The 17,652-nt window shown below is 35.0% G+C and carries 16 protein-coding genes and 1 tRNA gene; 2 read left to right on the top strand and 15 right to left on the bottom strand.

Annotated elements, in window-relative coordinates:
* Positions 1 to 53: 53 nt before the first annotated feature.
* From yajC to PMI13_RS10330, 3 genes are read right to left on the bottom strand one after another with little or no spacing between them, the layout of a single operon-like run.
* Complete coding sequence (gene yajC, locus PMI13_RS10340; RefSeq protein ID WP_007843377.1) at positions 54 to 416, bottom strand: preprotein translocase subunit YajC; 363 nt, start codon at positions 414 to 416, stop codon at positions 54 to 56.
* Between the two features lie 11 nt (positions 417 to 427).
* Complete coding sequence (locus tag PMI13_RS10335) at positions 428 to 934, bottom strand: DUF1573 domain-containing protein (protein ID WP_007843376.1); 507 nt, start codon at positions 932 to 934, stop codon at positions 428 to 430.
* A gap of 1 nt (position 935) precedes the next feature.
* Positions 936 to 1,841 carry a transcription antitermination protein NusB gene (locus PMI13_RS10330; RefSeq protein WP_007843375.1) on the bottom strand — a complete coding sequence of 302 codons (906 nt, stop codon included), beginning with the start codon at positions 1,839 to 1,841 and terminating at the stop codon, positions 936 to 938.
* A 91-nt stretch (positions 1,842 to 1,932) separates the two neighbouring features.
* Between PMI13_RS10330 and PMI13_RS10325 the strand changes: the two genes are divergently transcribed.
* Together PMI13_RS10325 and PMI13_RS10320 are read left to right on the top strand one after the other, a co-directional pair.
* Positions 1,933 to 3,594 carry an ABC transporter ATP-binding protein gene (locus PMI13_RS10325; RefSeq protein ID WP_007843374.1) on the top strand — a complete coding sequence of 554 codons (1,662 nt, stop codon included), beginning with the start codon at positions 1,933 to 1,935 and terminating at the stop codon, positions 3,592 to 3,594.
* A gap of 99 nt (positions 3,595 to 3,693) precedes the next feature.
* Complete coding sequence (locus tag PMI13_RS10320; RefSeq protein ID WP_007843373.1) at positions 3,694 to 4,029, top strand: DUF3276 family protein; 336 nt, start codon at positions 3,694 to 3,696, stop codon at positions 4,027 to 4,029.
* Positions 4,030 to 4,180: 151 nt separating this feature from the next.
* On the opposite strand, the gene PMI13_RS10315 is transcribed toward PMI13_RS10320, so the two are convergent.
* From PMI13_RS10315 to PMI13_RS10260, 12 genes are all read right to left on the bottom strand, one after another.
* Positions 4,181 to 6,733, bottom strand: a complete 2,553-nt coding sequence (locus tag PMI13_RS10315) for a T9SS type A sorting domain-containing protein (protein ID WP_007843372.1) — start codon at positions 6,731 to 6,733, stop codon at positions 4,181 to 4,183.
* A 342-nt stretch (positions 6,734 to 7,075) separates the two neighbouring features.
* Positions 7,076 to 7,151: transfer RNA gene (locus PMI13_RS10310), tRNA-His, on the bottom strand.
* 35 nt (positions 7,152 to 7,186) lie between these two features.
* A complete protein-coding gene (gene bshB1 / locus PMI13_RS10305) occupies positions 7,187 to 7,906 on the bottom strand; it encodes a bacillithiol biosynthesis deacetylase BshB1 (RefSeq protein ID WP_034669435.1) in 720 nt (239 codons plus the stop codon).
* 82 nt (positions 7,907 to 7,988) lie between these two features.
* A complete protein-coding gene (locus tag PMI13_RS10300; protein ID WP_007843370.1) occupies positions 7,989 to 9,638 on the bottom strand; it encodes a tetratricopeptide repeat protein in 1,650 nt (549 codons plus the stop codon).
* Between the two features lie 91 nt (positions 9,639 to 9,729).
* The gene (locus tag PMI13_RS10295; RefSeq protein ID WP_007843368.1) at positions 9,730 to 10,605 is read right to left on the bottom strand and encodes a PstS family phosphate ABC transporter substrate-binding protein; all 876 of its coding nucleotides are present in this window, start codon (positions 10,603 to 10,605) and stop codon (positions 9,730 to 9,732) included.
* Positions 10,595 to 10,792 carry a DUF308 domain-containing protein gene (locus PMI13_RS10290; protein ID WP_007843367.1) on the bottom strand — a complete coding sequence of 66 codons (198 nt, stop codon included), beginning with the start codon at positions 10,790 to 10,792 and terminating at the stop codon, positions 10,595 to 10,597. The genes PMI13_RS10295 and PMI13_RS10290 overlap by 11 nt, the downstream gene beginning before the upstream one ends.
* 72 nt (positions 10,793 to 10,864) lie before the next feature.
* Positions 10,865 to 11,707: an energy transducer TonB gene (locus PMI13_RS10285; protein ID WP_007843365.1), complete on the bottom strand. Its 843-nt coding sequence runs from the start codon at positions 11,705 to 11,707 to the stop codon at positions 10,865 to 10,867.
* A 22-nt stretch (positions 11,708 to 11,729) separates the two neighbouring features.
* Complete coding sequence (locus PMI13_RS10280; protein WP_007843363.1) at positions 11,730 to 12,299, bottom strand: ExbD/TolR family protein; 570 nt, start codon at positions 12,297 to 12,299, stop codon at positions 11,730 to 11,732.
* A gap of 12 nt (positions 12,300 to 12,311) precedes the next feature.
* On the bottom strand, positions 12,312 to 12,920 hold the full coding sequence (locus PMI13_RS10275) for an ExbD/TolR family protein (RefSeq protein ID WP_007843362.1): 609 nt from the start codon (positions 12,918 to 12,920) through the stop codon (positions 12,312 to 12,314).
* Positions 12,921 to 12,983: 63 nt separating this feature from the next.
* A complete protein-coding gene (locus PMI13_RS10270; RefSeq protein ID WP_034669421.1) occupies positions 12,984 to 13,847 on the bottom strand; it encodes a MotA/TolQ/ExbB proton channel family protein in 864 nt (287 codons plus the stop codon).
* Positions 13,848 to 14,087: 240 nt separating this feature from the next.
* The gene (gene leuS, locus PMI13_RS10265; RefSeq protein WP_007843360.1) at positions 14,088 to 16,919 is read right to left on the bottom strand and encodes a leucine--tRNA ligase; all 2,832 of its coding nucleotides are present in this window, start codon (positions 16,917 to 16,919) and stop codon (positions 14,088 to 14,090) included.
* Between the two features lie 183 nt (positions 16,920 to 17,102).
* Positions 17,103 to 17,573 carry a lipocalin-like domain-containing protein gene (locus tag PMI13_RS10260; RefSeq protein ID WP_007843358.1) on the bottom strand — a complete coding sequence of 157 codons (471 nt, stop codon included), beginning with the start codon at positions 17,571 to 17,573 and terminating at the stop codon, positions 17,103 to 17,105.
* Positions 17,574 to 17,652: the final 79 nt, after the last annotated feature.

The raw sequence follows: 17,652 nt of genomic DNA, 5'->3' as shown, positions 1-17,652 counted from the left end.
CGGGGTGAGCAAAGCTCACCCCGCCGAAACGAAATATTTTAAAACTAAAAAAATTATTTTTTCTCAGTTTCGATTTCTTTTTTCTCAACGGGCTTTTCAGCTGTTTTTGCTTTATCTCCGAAACGGGCTTCTGTAAATTCTCTTGAAACAGCAGCTTTCTCGAATTTTAATTTTCCAGATAATGTTTCAATAATGAAACCATCATCCTGAACCTGAGCAATTCTTCCGTGTAAACCTGAAGTAAGCACAACTCTGGTTCCTACTTTAAGAGTTTCCTGAAAGTTTTTTTCCTGTTTCTGTTTTCTCATTTGAGGCCTTATCATTAAGAAATAAAACCCTACAAACATCACACCCATCATGATCAGCATCATTGATGATGAGCCTTGAGGCTGTGCCTGTAAAAAGATTGTTAACATATTCGTTTTTATTATGGTTGAATATTCGCAGTGAATGTTAATTTAATCGGAGCTTTATCTACGTTAGCATATACATCTGCAAATTTATTTACATTTCCGTCAAAATTTGTAGAATCGAAATGCAACGTGATTTTTCCTTTTTTACCTGGTAAAATAGGCTCTTTAGTGAATTCAGGAACTGTACATCCACATCCTGGTTTCACTTCTGAAATTACAAGCGGGTTGGTACCTGTGTTGGTAATTTCGTAAATATGCTCTACTTTATCTCCTTTTTTAATGTTTCCAAAATTAAAGTTACTTTCTGATAAAGCAATTGATGTTGATGGCTGGTTGGAAGCAGGTGCCGCAGCAGGTGTTTCAGCGGAAACCGGAGCTACAGCAGAATCAGCTGGAGTTGTTACAGCAGCAGAATCTGTAGTTGAAGTTTCAGCTCCCTGAACTTCTTTGTTTTCTTTTTTACAAGAAACTAAACCGAAGCCTATAATAGACAAAGCGATAATTGATAACGTCTTTTTCATGTTAAATTCTATTTTGATCTTTACAATATTTATCTAAAATTCCATTAATGAAGATATTGGATCTGTCTGTAGCAAATACTTTAGCGATTTCTATATATTCATTAATTATTACTCTTGAAGGGGTGAAAGGGAAATTATCAAGTTCTGATAATGCTGTTGCCAAAATAACCTTATCCATTAAAGAAACTCTTTCCAAATCCCAGTTTTCCAGTCTTTCAGCTAATTTCTTTTCATTATTCTCCCAGTTGTTCAGTGTGTCTCTTAAAAGCTTAGCCGCAAAAGTTTTATCCTCTTCATCTTTAATCATTTTGATCAGCGTTCTGCTTTCTTCATTTTCTTTAAGAAAACCAATCGTTTTCTGAACCATAGAATTGGCAATATGAATATCATCATACCAGGTCAGTTCTTTGTCACCAAGATATTCATGAAAATCTTCATTTTCAGCAATATATCTCAAAAACAGTTTTCCGATGAACTTCTGATCTTCTTCGAAAGAATATCCATCTTCTTTCATAAAATCCTGGTATCGTTTTCCTGCAGTAATTCTTTGGAAGGTTTTTACCAGCAGGTCATCATGCAAATCCCATTTCAGCTGCTTATGCTGGCCGGTAAAAAATAATCTTTCAGGGTTTTCTTCAAGCTTGATCAAAACCTGATTGCTGATAAATTTTTGATTAGGATTTATATCTGCATCAGTTTTAATATATTTATTCTTTCCGATCTCGATCTGATTTTCGGCAAGCTCTTTAAGAGCAACCAGAAAATTGAGCTCATAGATGTAGAGATAATAGATTTTTTCTATTCCAGAGAACATGTTTTTCTCTAAAACATCAAACTTTAAAGGATTTTGGTAGTATGAATACACACTTTCTACTACTTTTTCACGGATTTGTCGTCTTCCTAACATTCAAAGAGCTTTTTTATGGCTGCAAAGATACAAAATTTAAAATTTATGCAATTCGTAGTATGCGGGTATTTTTGTAATTTTGTAAAACTTTATGAAAGCTTTAAAAACGTTAAACCCTTATTTCTGGAAGCACAAAATATTGTTGTTTTGGGGATTGTTATTCATCATAGCCAGTAATTTTTTCAATACTTATAAGGTTCAATTTGTAGGAAAATCAGTAGATGAGCTTACTAAAGGAGGGCATATAGGATTTAACAGGCAGGTATTAATTTACGTTGCCATTATTGTAGGCTGTTCATTATTAACCGGATTCTTCACCTTTATGATGAGACAAACGATCATTGTAGCATCCAGAAGAATTGAATATGAGCTGAAAAATAAAATTTACAGACATTATCAGGAATTGTCACTTACAGATTATAAGCAAACTACCATCGGAGACTTAATGAACAGACTAAGCGAAGATATTGTAGCGGTAAGAATGTATCTGGGACCCGGGGTAATGTATGTTGTTAACCTGATTGTACTCCTTCTTATCACCAGTATTTATATGATAAAAACGGACGTTTCCATGACTTTATGGACATTGCTCCCGCTTCCTATTCTATCTTATCTTATTTTTAAGGTGAGTTCCATCATCAATAAAAAGTCTAAAATTATGCAGAAAAGCCAGTCCGGGATTTCGACTTTTGTGCAGGACAGCTTTTCAGGAATCAGGGTTGTGAAGTTTTTTGCCAGAGAAAACTATATTAAAAAAAACTACGGCATTAAAGTTACTGACTATCAAGATAAAGCCCTTGATTTAGCAAAAACAGAAGCATATTTTTTTACTATTATTTTATTCGTAATCGGATTATTAAATGTTGCCATCATTGTTATTGGTGGTCAAAAATATATTGCCGGTGAGCTGAGTATTGGTAAAATTGCTGATTTTTTCATGTATATCAATACTTTAATCTTTCCGTTTTCAATGGTAGGATGGGTAACTTCAGTAAACCAAAGAGCTGAAGCATCGATGCAGAGGATTAATGAATTCCTGGATAAAAAATCAGAGATCGTTAATAAAAATTTCGAAAACTATCCTATTAAAGGAGATATTGAGTTCAGAAATGTTTCTTATATCTATCCTAACACCGGAATTAAGGCGTTGGAAAATTTAAGCTTTAAAATCAACGCTGGAGAATCTCTGGCGATCATGGGAAAAACCGGAAGCGGAAAGTCTACCCTTGCATTACTTCTTTGCCGCCTGATAGACCCTACGGAGGGAGAAATCCTTATCGACGGAAAAAATCTCAAAGAACATAATCTCGATAATTACAGAAATTTCATCGGATATATTCCCCAGGAAAGCTATTTATTCTCCGATTCTATTGAAAACAATATCGGTTTTGCCATTGACAACCCATCTCATGAAAAAGTGGTTGAATATGCAAAAATTGCCGATGTTGATAAAAACATTATTGAGTTTAAAGATCAGTACAAAACCATGGTTGGGGAACGCGGAGTGATGCTTTCGGGAGGTCAGAAGCAAAGAATTTGTATCGCAAGAGCCTTAATTAAAGACCCGAATATCATCATTTTTGATGATTCTCTTTCAGCTTTAGATACCGAAACGGAGCAAAATATCCTCGAAAATATTGAAAATAAAATCAGGAACACTACCTCCATAATCATCACACACAGAGAGTCTAGCGCACAAAAAGCAGATAAAATTATTAATCTTACTGAAATTACCAATTCAATAACCGCATAGCCGTTTCATTCAAAATTGTTAAATAAATCATAAAAAAAATTTTGTGATTAAAAGAAATCTTTTATATTTGTTCTTAACAAGATTAAAAAATATCTAACAATGAGTGAATACAAGGAACGCCATGAAAATGAAATTTTCACGAAGGTGTTAAAAGCAGGAAGAAGAACTTATTTCTTTGATGTGCGTGAGACGAAAGCAGGGGATTATTATCTTACAATTACTGAAAGTAAAAAGAATTTCGGAGACAACGGAGAGGCAACATTTGAAAAGCATAAAATTTACCTTTATAAGGAAGATTTTAAAAATTTCCAGGAAATGTTTAATGAGTCTACAGATTTTATCATTAATGAAAAAGGTGAGGATGTAATTTCAGAAAAACATGACAAAGACTTCAAAAGCAGATCTTTTACAATAGATTCAGACGACGAAGTATAAAAAAAGAATATCTAAAAACACAAGCATCTTCCCGGATGCTTTTTTTATGTCTTAAACTATAAAAATTCACTTATTATAAAAAAGGTACACTTTCAACAGTGTACCTTTTTATTCCACAATTATGGAAGGAAACTGTACTGTAGAAAATTGACTAGTATTTAATAACCTTTTTAGATATACTCCCCTTTTCGGTAATTATTTTGACCGAATAAGTTCCTATCTGATAATTCGATATATCAAGTTGAACATCTGTTTTATTAACTTTTTCAGCTTTTAAAATTCTTCCTGCCATATCATAAAGTTCAATAGATTTTATAGTTGATTTTGAATTTGTAATACTGATGATTGAATTAGCGGGATTTGGGAAAACTTCAAAATCATTGTTCTCAAAATCTGATGTTGATAATCCAAGTAACGAAACAGGAGTTAGAGAAACATTGTCCAGATAGTAATATACATCAGGACCATTACTATTTTGAAATTGTACATTATTTAACCCACCAATATGGAGGTATTTCAAATTAGGGTTACTGCCGGTTGTAAATGTAAAAGTAATTGTTTCCCATTCAGTTGCCGATGCAGATCCTGAAAAAGTCGGATTTGTCAAAAAAACTTTATCAGAAGTTATATTTGAAATTGGAATAATTCCTCCTGTCGTTAACTCTAAGTTGATATCAGTAATAAATATTTGAAATTTTATGCCATTTGATAAATGATTATCAGCCATTGATACATCAAAAGATAATTGATATTTAGTGTTTGGCTGCAAAGAGCTCGTTAACTCTGTTTTTAAAGATTCACTATAAACATTTTGTAATAGCGCAGGTCTGTTTGGAGATATAAACATTCCGGCATAAGCATGATTTCCATTGATCTTATCCGCCTGAGTGCCAAAAATATTTGAAGGAATACTTACATGTGGATATGTTGAATCTGAATTAAAATAATCAGGAGACGGAAAATAACTTGTACATTGCCAGCCACATGATTTATACATTTGGCTTGTATAGGAAGGAGCATAATTATGCTCTTCAAAATCACCATTTCTAACCAAATTCGGTTGAGCAACACTTGTACAATTATTAAAAACATTTACATAAATATAGGTAATGTTTCCACGTTGTCCGGTACTGATGTCAAACGGAACGTAACGCAATAAGTGTACACCCGGAACATAAGATTTGAATACAAATGAAGTGGGAGTAATTCCTGATATAATTGCATCCGGATCATATAAATCCTGAACAAATTCAAAGCCCAAACTGGGTGATGAACTGCTTGTATAATCATTGTTCAATATTCCATCGACATTGATATTTGCACCTGCATTACCTTGATAAGCATAAACTCCATTTAAAAATCCGTCATTAACTCCACCGATTGATATTCCTGCGCAACTTGCGACACCATAATTTTTGTAGGTAAAGTTGCCCGTGCTCCCAAAAGTTCCTTGAAGACTATAACCAATGTCACATAATACCTGTCTTTCTTCATTTGTTAAAGTTCTTTTGGCAAAAAGGCCGGAGGCACGGTCGCTCATCATAAAATACTGATCATTAGAATTTCCGTTGTAGCAAGCGTCTTCAAAGTGACTTAAACTTCCTCCATTTTCAAAACAGGGAGGAGTGTAAACAGATACTGTAAGATTCCCAACATATTTTATAGAGTTTGAACAATTAAAAGAACCACTATTCCCATTAAATTCCGGTGGAAATACGTTACAGCCCGGAAATAAAACAGGGCCCGAAATAACTGGATTATAATTAAAGCCATACATTTGACCACCAGTTGCAGGTGAGTTTGTAATTAATTCTAAACCTGAACTTGTTTTTAAATTTTTATCATATCTTGTGAAATAATTTCCCGGATTATTATAGAAAGAACTGTTTCCGTTATACCTCATTAAACTATTAAACCCTAAGGCATGTGTAACTTCATGAATTATTGTTGAATAAAAATCAAGATAATTAGAAGGGTATGAAGTGGCAGCATTATATTTGTTATAGTCTAAATTCCAGTTCACTGTTCCTGCAAAATTGAAACATGCCCAACCGTGATAGAAATTACCGGTATTATTTGTGTTAATAATGGGAAAAACAGTATTAGAATACGAATCAACTCCGGTATGTATCGTCTTCCAGATTTCATTATCTAAAATTCCACCAAAGTCCATACCTTGATTGCTAATTCCTGCTGAAAATGTTGGAAAACTATAAAAGGCACTTGCAGAGCTACCTGTATTTGAGGATAAACCTAAAGCCGATGGGTTCCGTATCCAAAACTTTACCTTAGTATTGTTTCCTGTGTTTTTTAAGGGAGTATTGATAAAATCAGAAATATCCAGAAATGCCTGAAGTATTATAGCTCTCCTCTGATCATGAACCGCATTTCCGACAACTTCCATTCCACTTCCATTTTCAAAATAAAGCTCAAAAATACCTGATGAGAAAGACTGTATATTTAATACTTTTTTTCCGCTTTTCGTAGAATGGGGGCTTATCGCTTCAATTTCAGATAATTTAAATACCCGGCCTTGATTGTCAAAAACCTGGTCAAATATTCCATTTGGAGTATAGTGAATTTCAGAAGCTTCTTTTTTCTGTGCAAAACCGAAGCAACTTATAAATAGTACTATATAAACAAACTTATTTATTTTGTAAAAATGAGAATAAAATGGTTTTTCTTTAAGAAGATAGTTTTTCATGGGGCTTCGTTTTTACAAATCTAGAAAATAATATCAAATGCAGAATGATATTTGACAACGAAAAAACAACCTGCAGTCAATTTTTCACATTACTGAACCCGCCTCTATAAAACACTGAAAATCAACATAAAAATATATTTATTTTTAATAATTATAAAGTCTTCAGGAGCAAAAAGAAAAAATATAGTTCACCGCCAAAATAGGAGGACTAAATAAAAAATTAGATGGTTTTTAAAGAGGATTATTTAAATAACCTGTAATTGAATTTTAAATAGTTGAAATCGGAAAAATAAGATTAGTAAAAAAGAAATCCCGCTAAAACCTTAGCGGGACTTAAATTTAGGGTGAATGATGGGTCTCGAACCCACGACCTTCGGAACCACAATCCGACGCTCTAACCAACTGAGCTACAATCACCGTTTTGTGGTTGCAAATATAGGAAAGAATTTTTAATTACAAAACAATTCCGTCAAAATTTTTCAACGCAATTAGCTTCTCTGTTGTAAAGCCCTCAGCGTAAGCAACTCCCGATAAACGCCCTAAATCCTGAGCACGGTAAGTAAGGCTCTCGAAGAAATCTTTCGTTGCAATTGGAGTCACCGGTTCGTTCGAATTCGGATCATAAAACTGGGTTTTGAATGCCATACATGCTTCTAATTTCTTATCAAGATGCTCAGAAATATCTATAACAAATTCCGGCTGGATATTTTTCCATTGTATATAATGGAAAATATGTTTCGGTCTCCATACTTCCTGGTTTTCCCCGTCTTCCACAGTTTCAATTTTTCTCAGTCCGGCTAAAAAGCACGCATCAGATACTAATTTCGCTCCTTTTGCGTGGTCCGGATGTCTATCATCAATTGCATTGGCCAAAACGATTTCCGGGCGGTATTTGCGAATCATTTTTACAATCTTCATCTGGTATTCCTCAGAATTGACAAGGAATCCATCCTTCATTCCCAAATTCTCTCTTGCAGAAACTCCTAAAATCTTTGCAGAATCGGTAGCTTCCTCTTTTCTTGTTTCATCCGTACCTCTGGTACCCATTTCACCTTTAGTAAGATCTACAATAACACATGTTTTACCTTCCGAAACCAATTTGGCAATAGTACCGCCGCATCCCAACTCTACATCATCAGGATGTGCTCCAAAAGCAAGTATATCTGTTTTCATATTTTCAAAGATAAGGCTTAAAATAAAAACTTCCCAAACATTACGGATGGGAAGTTTAAATATCTTTAATTTAAATTTTAAATTATTTGTTGATCTCTGCATTCAATTTTACAGCATCCTGATAAGTCGGATCTAACTGTAAAGATTTTGCCACATAGTCTTTAGCTTTAGCAATATCAGAGTCTTTATTCATATAAGCAACCGCAAAGTAAGCATAAGCTAAAGTTTGCTTGTTAGCCTCCATATCAGCCGGTTTTACCGTACTGATGAATTTCTCATAAGATAATTTTGCAGCATCGTTATTCCCTGCCTGTTGGTAAGAATACCCCTGGCTGTAATAAGCAGGAGCCCAATCAGGAAGTAATGCGATCATCTTTTGCCATGTAAGGATAGCACCATTCCAGTTTTTAGCATCCTGATAAGCTGTAGCCAGTTTGAATAATGCATCAGAATCCTGAGCATTAGCTGCTACCTGCTTTTTCAATGCCTCGATCGTTGGGTTTGTAGGCCCTGAATCTGCATCTGCCTGAGAAGCTCCACCACCGGAAATTTTTGCCAGTTCCATATCCCACTTCATTGTTTCGTCTTTTGCAGCTTTAGCGATTGCCACTTTTTGTTGTGCTTCAGTCGTCAATGCAGATTTTTTAGCTGCATCAGTTTCCGTTTTAGCTAAACCAGCGGCGATCAAACCTTGTAAGCCCTGATCTGCAGGCTGTACTCTGGATTTATCAGCCTGAGAAACAAAAGTATCCATACTTTGTTTTGCTTCAGCATATTTACCATCTGCATATAACTGATAAGCTCTTAATTTAAATTTAATGGGATCATCAATTTTATCAAAGATCTTATCCAAAATTGCTTTTGAGTTCGCATAATCGTCATTAGTGAAATACAATTTTGAAATTTCCAACTGAGTATACGGATCTTCATCAGCATATTTTGTATAGTTAATCAAATCCTGAGTAGCTTTGGCATTTTCCTGATATTTGATATCGTAAGCAGCTAATGCTTTATAAGCCGGAGCATAAGTTGCATCTACTGAAACCGCTTTATCCATACTTTCTTTAGCCTGCTTCCATTGCTGTGCAGCCATCCACAAAGTACCGATTCTTGTATATACAGATGCTTTGTTTTTAGCTAAAGGCAATGCTTTATCGTAAGCAGACATCGCATCTCCAGGCATTCTCTTTAATCTGTAAGCATCACCCAATGTATAATAGTAATGTGCCGGAACTTCTTTTTTCTGAGCTCTTTCAATTGCTTTATTAAGGAATTGAATTGCAAGGTCAGGTGAGTTGTTTTTTTCAAATAATGTCAAGGCTTCTGCCGCTCTGAACAATACTTCAGCATCTTTTTCCCTGGAATCCGTTACAATCTTCTGAATTTCAGCCACTGCAGATTTATCACCTTTTCCAAGTTTTACTGTTGCAAGACCTAATTTATTAAGGTAACTTTTGCTGTCGGCAGCAAGACCTTTATTAAAGTTTTCTGTTGCTGTTGCAAAATCAGGTTCTCCTTGTCTTAAAAAAGTATTTCCCAGATAAAAATAGTTTTCAGCTGTAGGTGCTTTCGCAATCATATCAGTGAAATTGTTTTTAGCTTGAGCAAATTTATCACTATCAATACTGTTGATACCATCCTGTAGTGTCTGCGCAAACGCAAAATTGGTAAAAAATACCACTGCTGCTCCAAAGGCAATCTTCTTTACATTCATATTCATTATATCTTTCATTTTATATTTTTCTAAATCAGTTTTATATTCTACACAATTTTTGGACCAAAATAGTGTAATTATTTGGGCTAAAACGTTAATTTAATATTTTTTAACGCATTTGTACTTCTCTTTTATATATGTTATAGGGTTGCAGACCTTCTTTCTGTACGATCATCTGCCCCAATTGGGTACATGAATATCTTATAAAACCATTGGCAATATTAAAATTACCTTCATTAGTCAAAAAGTACAAAACCCTGGTAAAAGGGTATTTCATTTCACGCAAACCATCAAAATCAGCGGAGTATAATTTCCCTTTTGATCCAACAGATAATATTTTTACTTTATCTCTTAATTGTTCAGAAGCTTTATCATATGGACGACTAAAGGTATTAAGGCCGATAACTCCTATTTTATCGGGATATTTATCAAGTTCTTCAATAATATTCTTACTTCCCGGAATGACTGAAAATTTTAAATCTTTGGGCTGTTTTTTCAATTTCTGAGCCACAAAGTTTAGATTACTGGAATTGGCACCGTCAAAAATAAATTCTTTATTATCGGAAGCTAATCCGTTTTGAATCTCCTCCATTGAAATGCTGGTTTTTGAAGAATTCTTAGGAACGATAAATACCACCGCATCAGCAGCAAATTTAGCAGGTAAAATTTTCAGATCTACCTGTTCTTCATAGGTTTTGATTTCTTCAGGACTTAATTCTCTCGACATTACAGCGATTCTGGCTTTGTCATTTAACAGATCCAGAAATCCTAAATCTTCTTTTTTTGTAACCACTTTAATATGGGTTTCAGGATAATTGATCATATATCCGTCAGCAAGTGCTTCTGTAACACTTTTAAAAGATTCGTCAGTAAGAATTGTAAGGTCTCCTTTATGATAAGACGGAGATTTGTCTTCTTTTTTACAGCTTATCACCGTAATAATACTAAAAGCAACTAATGCGATTGCTTTAAATCTATTCTTCATTTCCGGAATTTTTAATTTTTGATACTGCTCTGTAAATTCTGAATATACCATAAAGAATAAGAACCGCTCCCAAAGTATATGCGATAGCAGGCTCCAGAAGTGTAAAAAAGAATTTGTAAACGATAACTACTATTCCTAAAGCGATATAGAATAGTCCCGTAATAAGAGATAACCAATTGAACATCATATAACAAAAATACCAAAAAAAATAAAAAGAGAAGCATATGCTTCTCTTTTTTAATCATTATTTAAAGATAAATTACCCTTCAAAATTCATTGTCAATGGTAATCTGAATCGATAACGTACAGATTGTCCATTAATTTTTGCAGGAGTCCATTTATTTCTAATAGACTTAATTGTTCTTACTGCCTCAGCGTTGAAGTCAGAGTTTGAACCATTTGCCTTCACGTCTGTAATAGTACCGTCTCTCTCTACTACGAAAGTAACTTCAGCTTTTACAGCACCTTCATCTCCGTTCATTGCAGAACCGTCAAAGTTGCTAGACACTTTATTTCTGAAGGCATTAATACCTCCGGGGAATTCAGCTGTCTGCTCTACTTCTGTATAAACCTGGTTTTCGTTAACCTGTGGCTTAACTTCAGCAGTTGAAGTTCTTGTACCAGTTGATGGCGGTGGTGGCGGTGGTGTATAAGCTGGAGCTTTTACACCTTCCTGGTTTTGTAAACCTGTCGTCGTTTCTAACTGCTTAGAAATTGGCGGCGGAGGCGTTTCAATTTTCGGAGCTTTTACAGGCTCCGGAACCACGTTCTGAATAATTTCAATTTTCTCTTCCTCTTTTGGCGGTGGTGGTGGAGGTGGTTCTTCTTCTTTTGGCTGCTCAATAATTTTATCTTCCTGAAGAATTTCTACCAGATCAGCCTTCACTTCTTGTTTAGGTGGTGCAGTAAGTCTTTTGATAGTAAGATAAATGAAAGGAGACAAAGCCGCAATCAGGAATAATGCTGTTCCAACAATAAAAGATTTTGTCAGAAGTCTCGGATACTGATGTCTAAGATCATAAGCACCATATTCCTTATTTCTATTTTCAAATACGATCTCATCTAAAGTAAGATTTTGACCGTACACATTTTCATCTGCCATAATAATGCAATTTTATGATTAATTACTTTGTAGCTGCAGGAGCTGCACCATTGTTACCAACTTTCTTATCATAAATAGCTTTTTCCCAAGGCTTAAGATCAGTAACCCCGTACTGTTCACTTTTGGTAATAGCCATTTCATCAAGAATATCTACAAAGTTCTTATATACAGCATCGTCAGTCGGTTTGATAATTACCGTAAATTTGGTTTTATCTGCCGCGTTTGCTTTTGCCTGCTCAATTACTTTTCTGATTCCTTCTCTATCGAAAGAAGTTTCATTAAGATTCTGGTCAGTTAAAGATGTGTTATCTTGTTGATGCCAGAATATCTTATTGTCTTTTCCTAATAATAAAGAAATAGAGTTAGAAAGTTTAATCTCGGTTGGAGGTGGTTTTTTCGTATCATCTTTCGGTTTAGCCGGAAGACCCAAATCCATAACGTTCGGTTTACTAAATGTGGTTGTGAACATAAAGAAGGTAATCAATAGAAAACCCAAGTCCACCATCGGAGTCATATCGACTCTGGTACTCTGTTTCTTGGAACGTACCTTGCCGCCTTTGGCGCCTTTTTCCTGTACTTGTACTTCTGCCATTTCTAAATGATATTATTCATTAGGTTTACCTTCTTGTGATGTAATCAACCAAAATTTAAGAAAATCAATATCTCTTAAACCCTCAAACAGGTTTTTAACTTTAGGATACTCAGTGGTAACGTCTCCTTTGATTGCTAATTTGTAATCAGGATTTACGCTTAAACTCTGTTGTACCCAGTCAACTAACTGCTTGTTTGTACTATCCATAGGAATCCCAGTAGGACTCTTGAAACTTTTCTGCTCCTCATCTGACAAATCAAGATAGCTTTTCAATTGGCTCATAGGAACTCCAATCGCTTGTACTTTCTGGAATGCAGCTTTTTCGTTGTTGTCAAAAGTAATATTATATTTCTGACCCATTTTTTCTAAAAGCTGTAATCTCTCTGATGCATTTTCTACCGGCTGGAAATAGAATTTCCCGTCCGGAGTAGCGTTGATAGTCATCAAACTTGCATCAGGAAGTAACTTCTCTGATATTGAAGATGGCGGTTTGATCTGCTCCACGTCAGGTTTTTTAAACTGAGTGGTCAAGATAAAGAACGTAAGTAGTAGGAATGCAACGTCACACATTGCCGTCATATCCGTAATTACTCCGTGTCTTTTTGGTTTGACTCTCGCCATTGTTTTGAATTATTTTTAATTAAACTTCTTTTATTGCTTATGCAAATACCTTGCTAAAGATTCTTAGTTGAATTCAGCGAAAGATTGCTGGATACTCATAGCGATTTCATCGATCTTATAAGTTAATCCATCAATTTTAGATGTAAAGAAGTTATAAAGGATAATAGCGATAGCTGAAGTACCAATACCTAAAGCCGTGTTGATCAATGCTTCAGAGATACCTGTAGAAAGTGCAGCAGCATCCGGAGTACCACCACCTGAACCTAATGCGAAGAATGCTTTGATCATCCCGATTACAGTTCCTAAAAGTGCTACTAACGTTGCAACGGTACCTAATGTAGAAAGAATCATCATGTTTTTCTCTAACATTGGCATTTCAAGAGTAGTAGCTTCTTCGATAGCTTTGTTAAGAGCTACCATTTTTTGCTCTTTATTTAAAGTAGTATCGTGAGATAGAGCTTTGTAAGTAGTAAGACCTTCTTTTACTACGTTACCTACAGAACCTTGCTGTCTGTCACACTCTTCTAAAGCTTCATCAATTTTGTTTTGATTTAATAAGCTTCTTACCTGAACTACGAAGTTGTCTAAGTTTCCTTTACCAGCAGCTTTGCCAAGTACGAAATATCTTTCAAAAGAGAAAACGATTACAGTGATCATGAAAGTAATCAAGATGGGTACGATAACCCCTCCTTTGTAGATAATTCCTAAAAACGACTCTGGGTGAATGTCTTTTCCTTCAACACTAGAGAAAGCTACAGACCCACTACCAAGTTTATCTGCATCTTTAAAGTTTCCTGGGTTACCAAGAACGAATAAATAAATACAAACTCCTATAACGAATAAAATAGGAATAATTACAGCCGGGTTTAAACCTCCTGCTTTTCTAGCAACTACTTGCTCATCATTTTTTGAAACATTCATTTCCATATTTAACTAAATTATATTGTTTTAAAATTTTACAGGTTGTAAATTAAAGGCAAAATTAATTAAAATACAAGAGTCTTAAATAAACATTTTGGTTTTTTTTGATAAAGAAATTTTAATACGATTTCGATATTACAATTATTTTTAAAAATTTTATTTATTTTCTCCAATTTTAACATTTACGTTAAAAATTTAAAAATTTTAACCCTCCATTTTTTTTAAATTACCAATGTTAATTTTTTTTTAAATTACAATATTCACAATTCTGTGATGCACTACAATGATTTTTTTGGGTGTTTTACCCTCTAAAACCTGTAACACTTTTTGATCCTGAATCACCAAATCTTCTACTTCCTTGGCAGAAAACTGTGCAGATAGGGATAATTTAAACTTCATTTTACCATTTACACTTACCGGATATTCAATTTCATCTTCTACCAGGTAATCCTCGTTCAATACAGGGAATTTTTCAAATTCTATTGAACTGTTGTGCCCCAGCAGGCTCCAAAGCTCTTCACAGATGTGAGGGGCATATGGGGAGATAATAACGGCAAGAGGTTCTAAAATATTGCGTTTGTTACATTTTATTTTCTGAAGCTCATTAACTGCAATCATAAATGAAGATACAGAGGTATTGAAAGAGAAGTTTTCAATATCAAACACCACCTTCTTTATTAAGGTATGCAAAACTTTGTATTCTGCTTTTGTAGGCTCATCATCAGAAACTTCAAAAACATCACCGTTGAAATACAGATTCCAGAATTTTTTAAGGAAACCATATACTCCGCTTAATCCCTGGGTGTTCCATGGCTTGGATTGTTCTAACGGGCCTAAGAACATTTCATACAATCTTAAACCGTCTGCACCATATTCTTCACAGATGTCATCAGGGTTTACAACATTATATTTAGACTTCGACATTTTTTCCACTTCACGTTCTGTGATGTATTTTCCGTCTTCTAAAATAAATTCGGCATCAGCATAATCCGGTCTCCATTGTATGAAGGCTTCAGTATCCAATTCGTCAGATGCTCCTTTTAATAAGGATACATCAACATGAATTTTCTGGGTCTTGTAATCATTTGCTAAATTTTTAGAAACATATTGATTGGTTCCGTCAATCCTGTATACAAATGCACTCATTCCCAAAATCATCCCCTGGTTGATCAGCTTCTGGAAAGGTTCATCATGATTAATAAATCCACGGTCTTTCAGGAACATGTTCCAGAAACGGGAATATAATAAGTGGCCGGTTGCATGCTCACTTCCTCCGATATACAAATCTACCTGCCCCCAATAATCAGTCAACTCTTTTTTAGCAAAAACCTCCTCATCATTTGGATCCATATATCTTAAGAAATACCATGAGCTTCCTGCCCAACCCGGCATTGTAGATAATTCTAAAGGAAATATTGTTTTATCATCAATTAAATCTGTAGAAACAACTTTCTGATTCGCTTCATCCCAGGCAAAAACTTTTGCATTTCCTAATGGCGGATCACCGTCTTCAGTAGGCAAATATTTTTCAACTTCCGGAAGCTCCAGAGGCAAAGCAGAATCCGGTAAGGTGTAAGGCATCCCATCCTTATAATATATAGGAACAGGCTCACCCCAGTAACGCTGTCTTGAAAAGATCGCATCACGCTGTCTGTAGTTTGTTGTTCCGTGGCCGATTCCTTTTTTCTCGATTGCAGTAATGATTAATGCTTTTGCTTCATCATAATTTAAACCGTTTAAGAAATCAGAATTGACACAAACGCTGGTTTTGGAATCAAAGGATTTCTCCTGAACGTCTTCATCGGTTTCAACAACTTTTTTAATTTCTAAATTGAATTTTTTTGCAAATCTGTGGTCACGCTCATCATGCGCAGGAACAGCCATTACAGCTCCCGTTCCGTATCCCATCAGTACATAATCTGAAATATAGATTGGCATTTTTTCATTGCTGAAAGGATTGATTGCATAACTTCCCGTAAAAGCACCACTCACGTTTTTCACGTCAGCCATTCTGTCTCTTTCCGTTTTCTTGGAAGTTTCTTCAATATAATGGTCTACTTCTGCTTTTTGAACGGCAGTAGTAATTGTTTCCACTAAAGGGTTTTCAGGAGCCAATACCATAAATGTCGCTCCAAAAATAGTATCAGGTCTTGTTGTAAATACTTCTACAAAATTGTCAGTTCCTTCTTTCGCCTTTAAACCATCAATTATAAACTTAACCTGTGCTCCCTGGGATTTTCCGATCCAGTATTCCTGGGAATCTTTTAAAGGCTGCGGCCAGTCTAATGTAGCAAGCCCCTGTAATAATCTTTCAGAATAGGCGGAAATTCTCATGCTCCACTGCATCATTTTCTTTTGGAAAACCGGAAAACCGCCTCTTTCGGATTTACCGTCTTTCACCTCATCATTGGCCAATACGGTTCCTAAGGCAGGACACCAGTTGACTGTTGTTTCCGCTCTGTAGGATAATCTGTAATTTAATAAGATATCTTCTTTATCAATATCAGACGCATTGTTCCATTCTTCTGCTGTAAATCTTAATTCGTCATTCTGATTGGCATTTAAATCTTCCGTTCCTTTTTCTTTAAAATGCTGAATTAAAGTTTCGATAGATTCTGCCTTGTCGGTATTTTTATTATACCATGAGTGGAACAATTGAATAAAGATCCATTGGGTCCATTTATAATAGGAAGCGTCAGAAGTCCTTACTTCCCGGCTCCAGTCAAATGAAAAACCTATTTTTCTTAACTGCTCTTCATATCGGTTAATATTCTGTTCCGTAGTGATCGCTGGATGTTGCCCTGTCTGGATTGCATACTGCTCAGCAGGAAGTCCAAAGCTGTCATATCCTACCGGGTGAAGCACATTAAATCCCTGATGCCTTTTATATCTCGCATAGATATCAGATGCAATATATCCCAGCGGGTGCCCCACATGGAGTCCTGCCCCGGATGGGTACGGAAACATATCGAGAACATAAAATTTAGGTTTATCTGGTGCATCGGAAGTTTTGTACGTTTGATTTTCTTCCCAGTATTTCTGCCACTTTTTTTCTATCTGCTGATGATCGTAAAACACTTTATTATTGATATTAGATGTTAGATTCCTGATATTGGATTTTTAAATTTCCAAATCAAGATTCACAAAAATAATGATTTTAAAAGAAATGGAAATTTAATTTTGAATTAATTCTCCTGAGGGTTTAAATAAAAAAATCCCATCCGGAGATGAGATCTGATATGGTATAGTATCTGTTGCTTATTATTGTGGAATTCTCTTGAGAGTATAAGTTACAGAATGATATTCGTTAGGATCTGTAGTATCTTCGATGGTAAGATTCAATGTAGTGTCATTGAGCGTTGTTACTTTTCCTTTATCCGGAGTTGCAATTCCCTGGTATTTGATCTCCACTCTTTTGTCACTCTTATTATAGGTATAAGTGAAAGGACGCTCAAAAACCGTATCACACTGTCCGGGATTCGGGCTTTCTTCCACATTATTTCTTTTTCCTGAAGATCCTTCATCAAATCTCCATCTGGATTGTTTCTGACAGTCGTTATATGTAATCTCATCCGAAACACCACTTCCGCTAACCGGAACTGTAGTGACCACCTCCTTTATAGGCTGCCATAATCCTACAATCGGGAATTCCTGTGTATCGTTATCATCATCATTACATCCTGTAGCTACAAATAATGATAAACCTGCAAATAGTAATGCTAATTTCTTCATATATCAAATTTTTCAAGGCCTAAAATTATGATTTTTTTTAAAAACTTTGCTATTTTTTTTAGTTTTTGAAAATATAATT

The sequence above is a fragment of the Chryseobacterium populi genome, from assembly GCF_000282115.1.
GTDB lineage: Bacteria > Bacteroidota > Bacteroidia > Flavobacteriales > Weeksellaceae > Chryseobacterium > Chryseobacterium populi.
The sequence above is the reverse complement of the archived record's forward strand: the minus strand, read 5'-3'. Positions and strand labels throughout refer to the sequence as shown.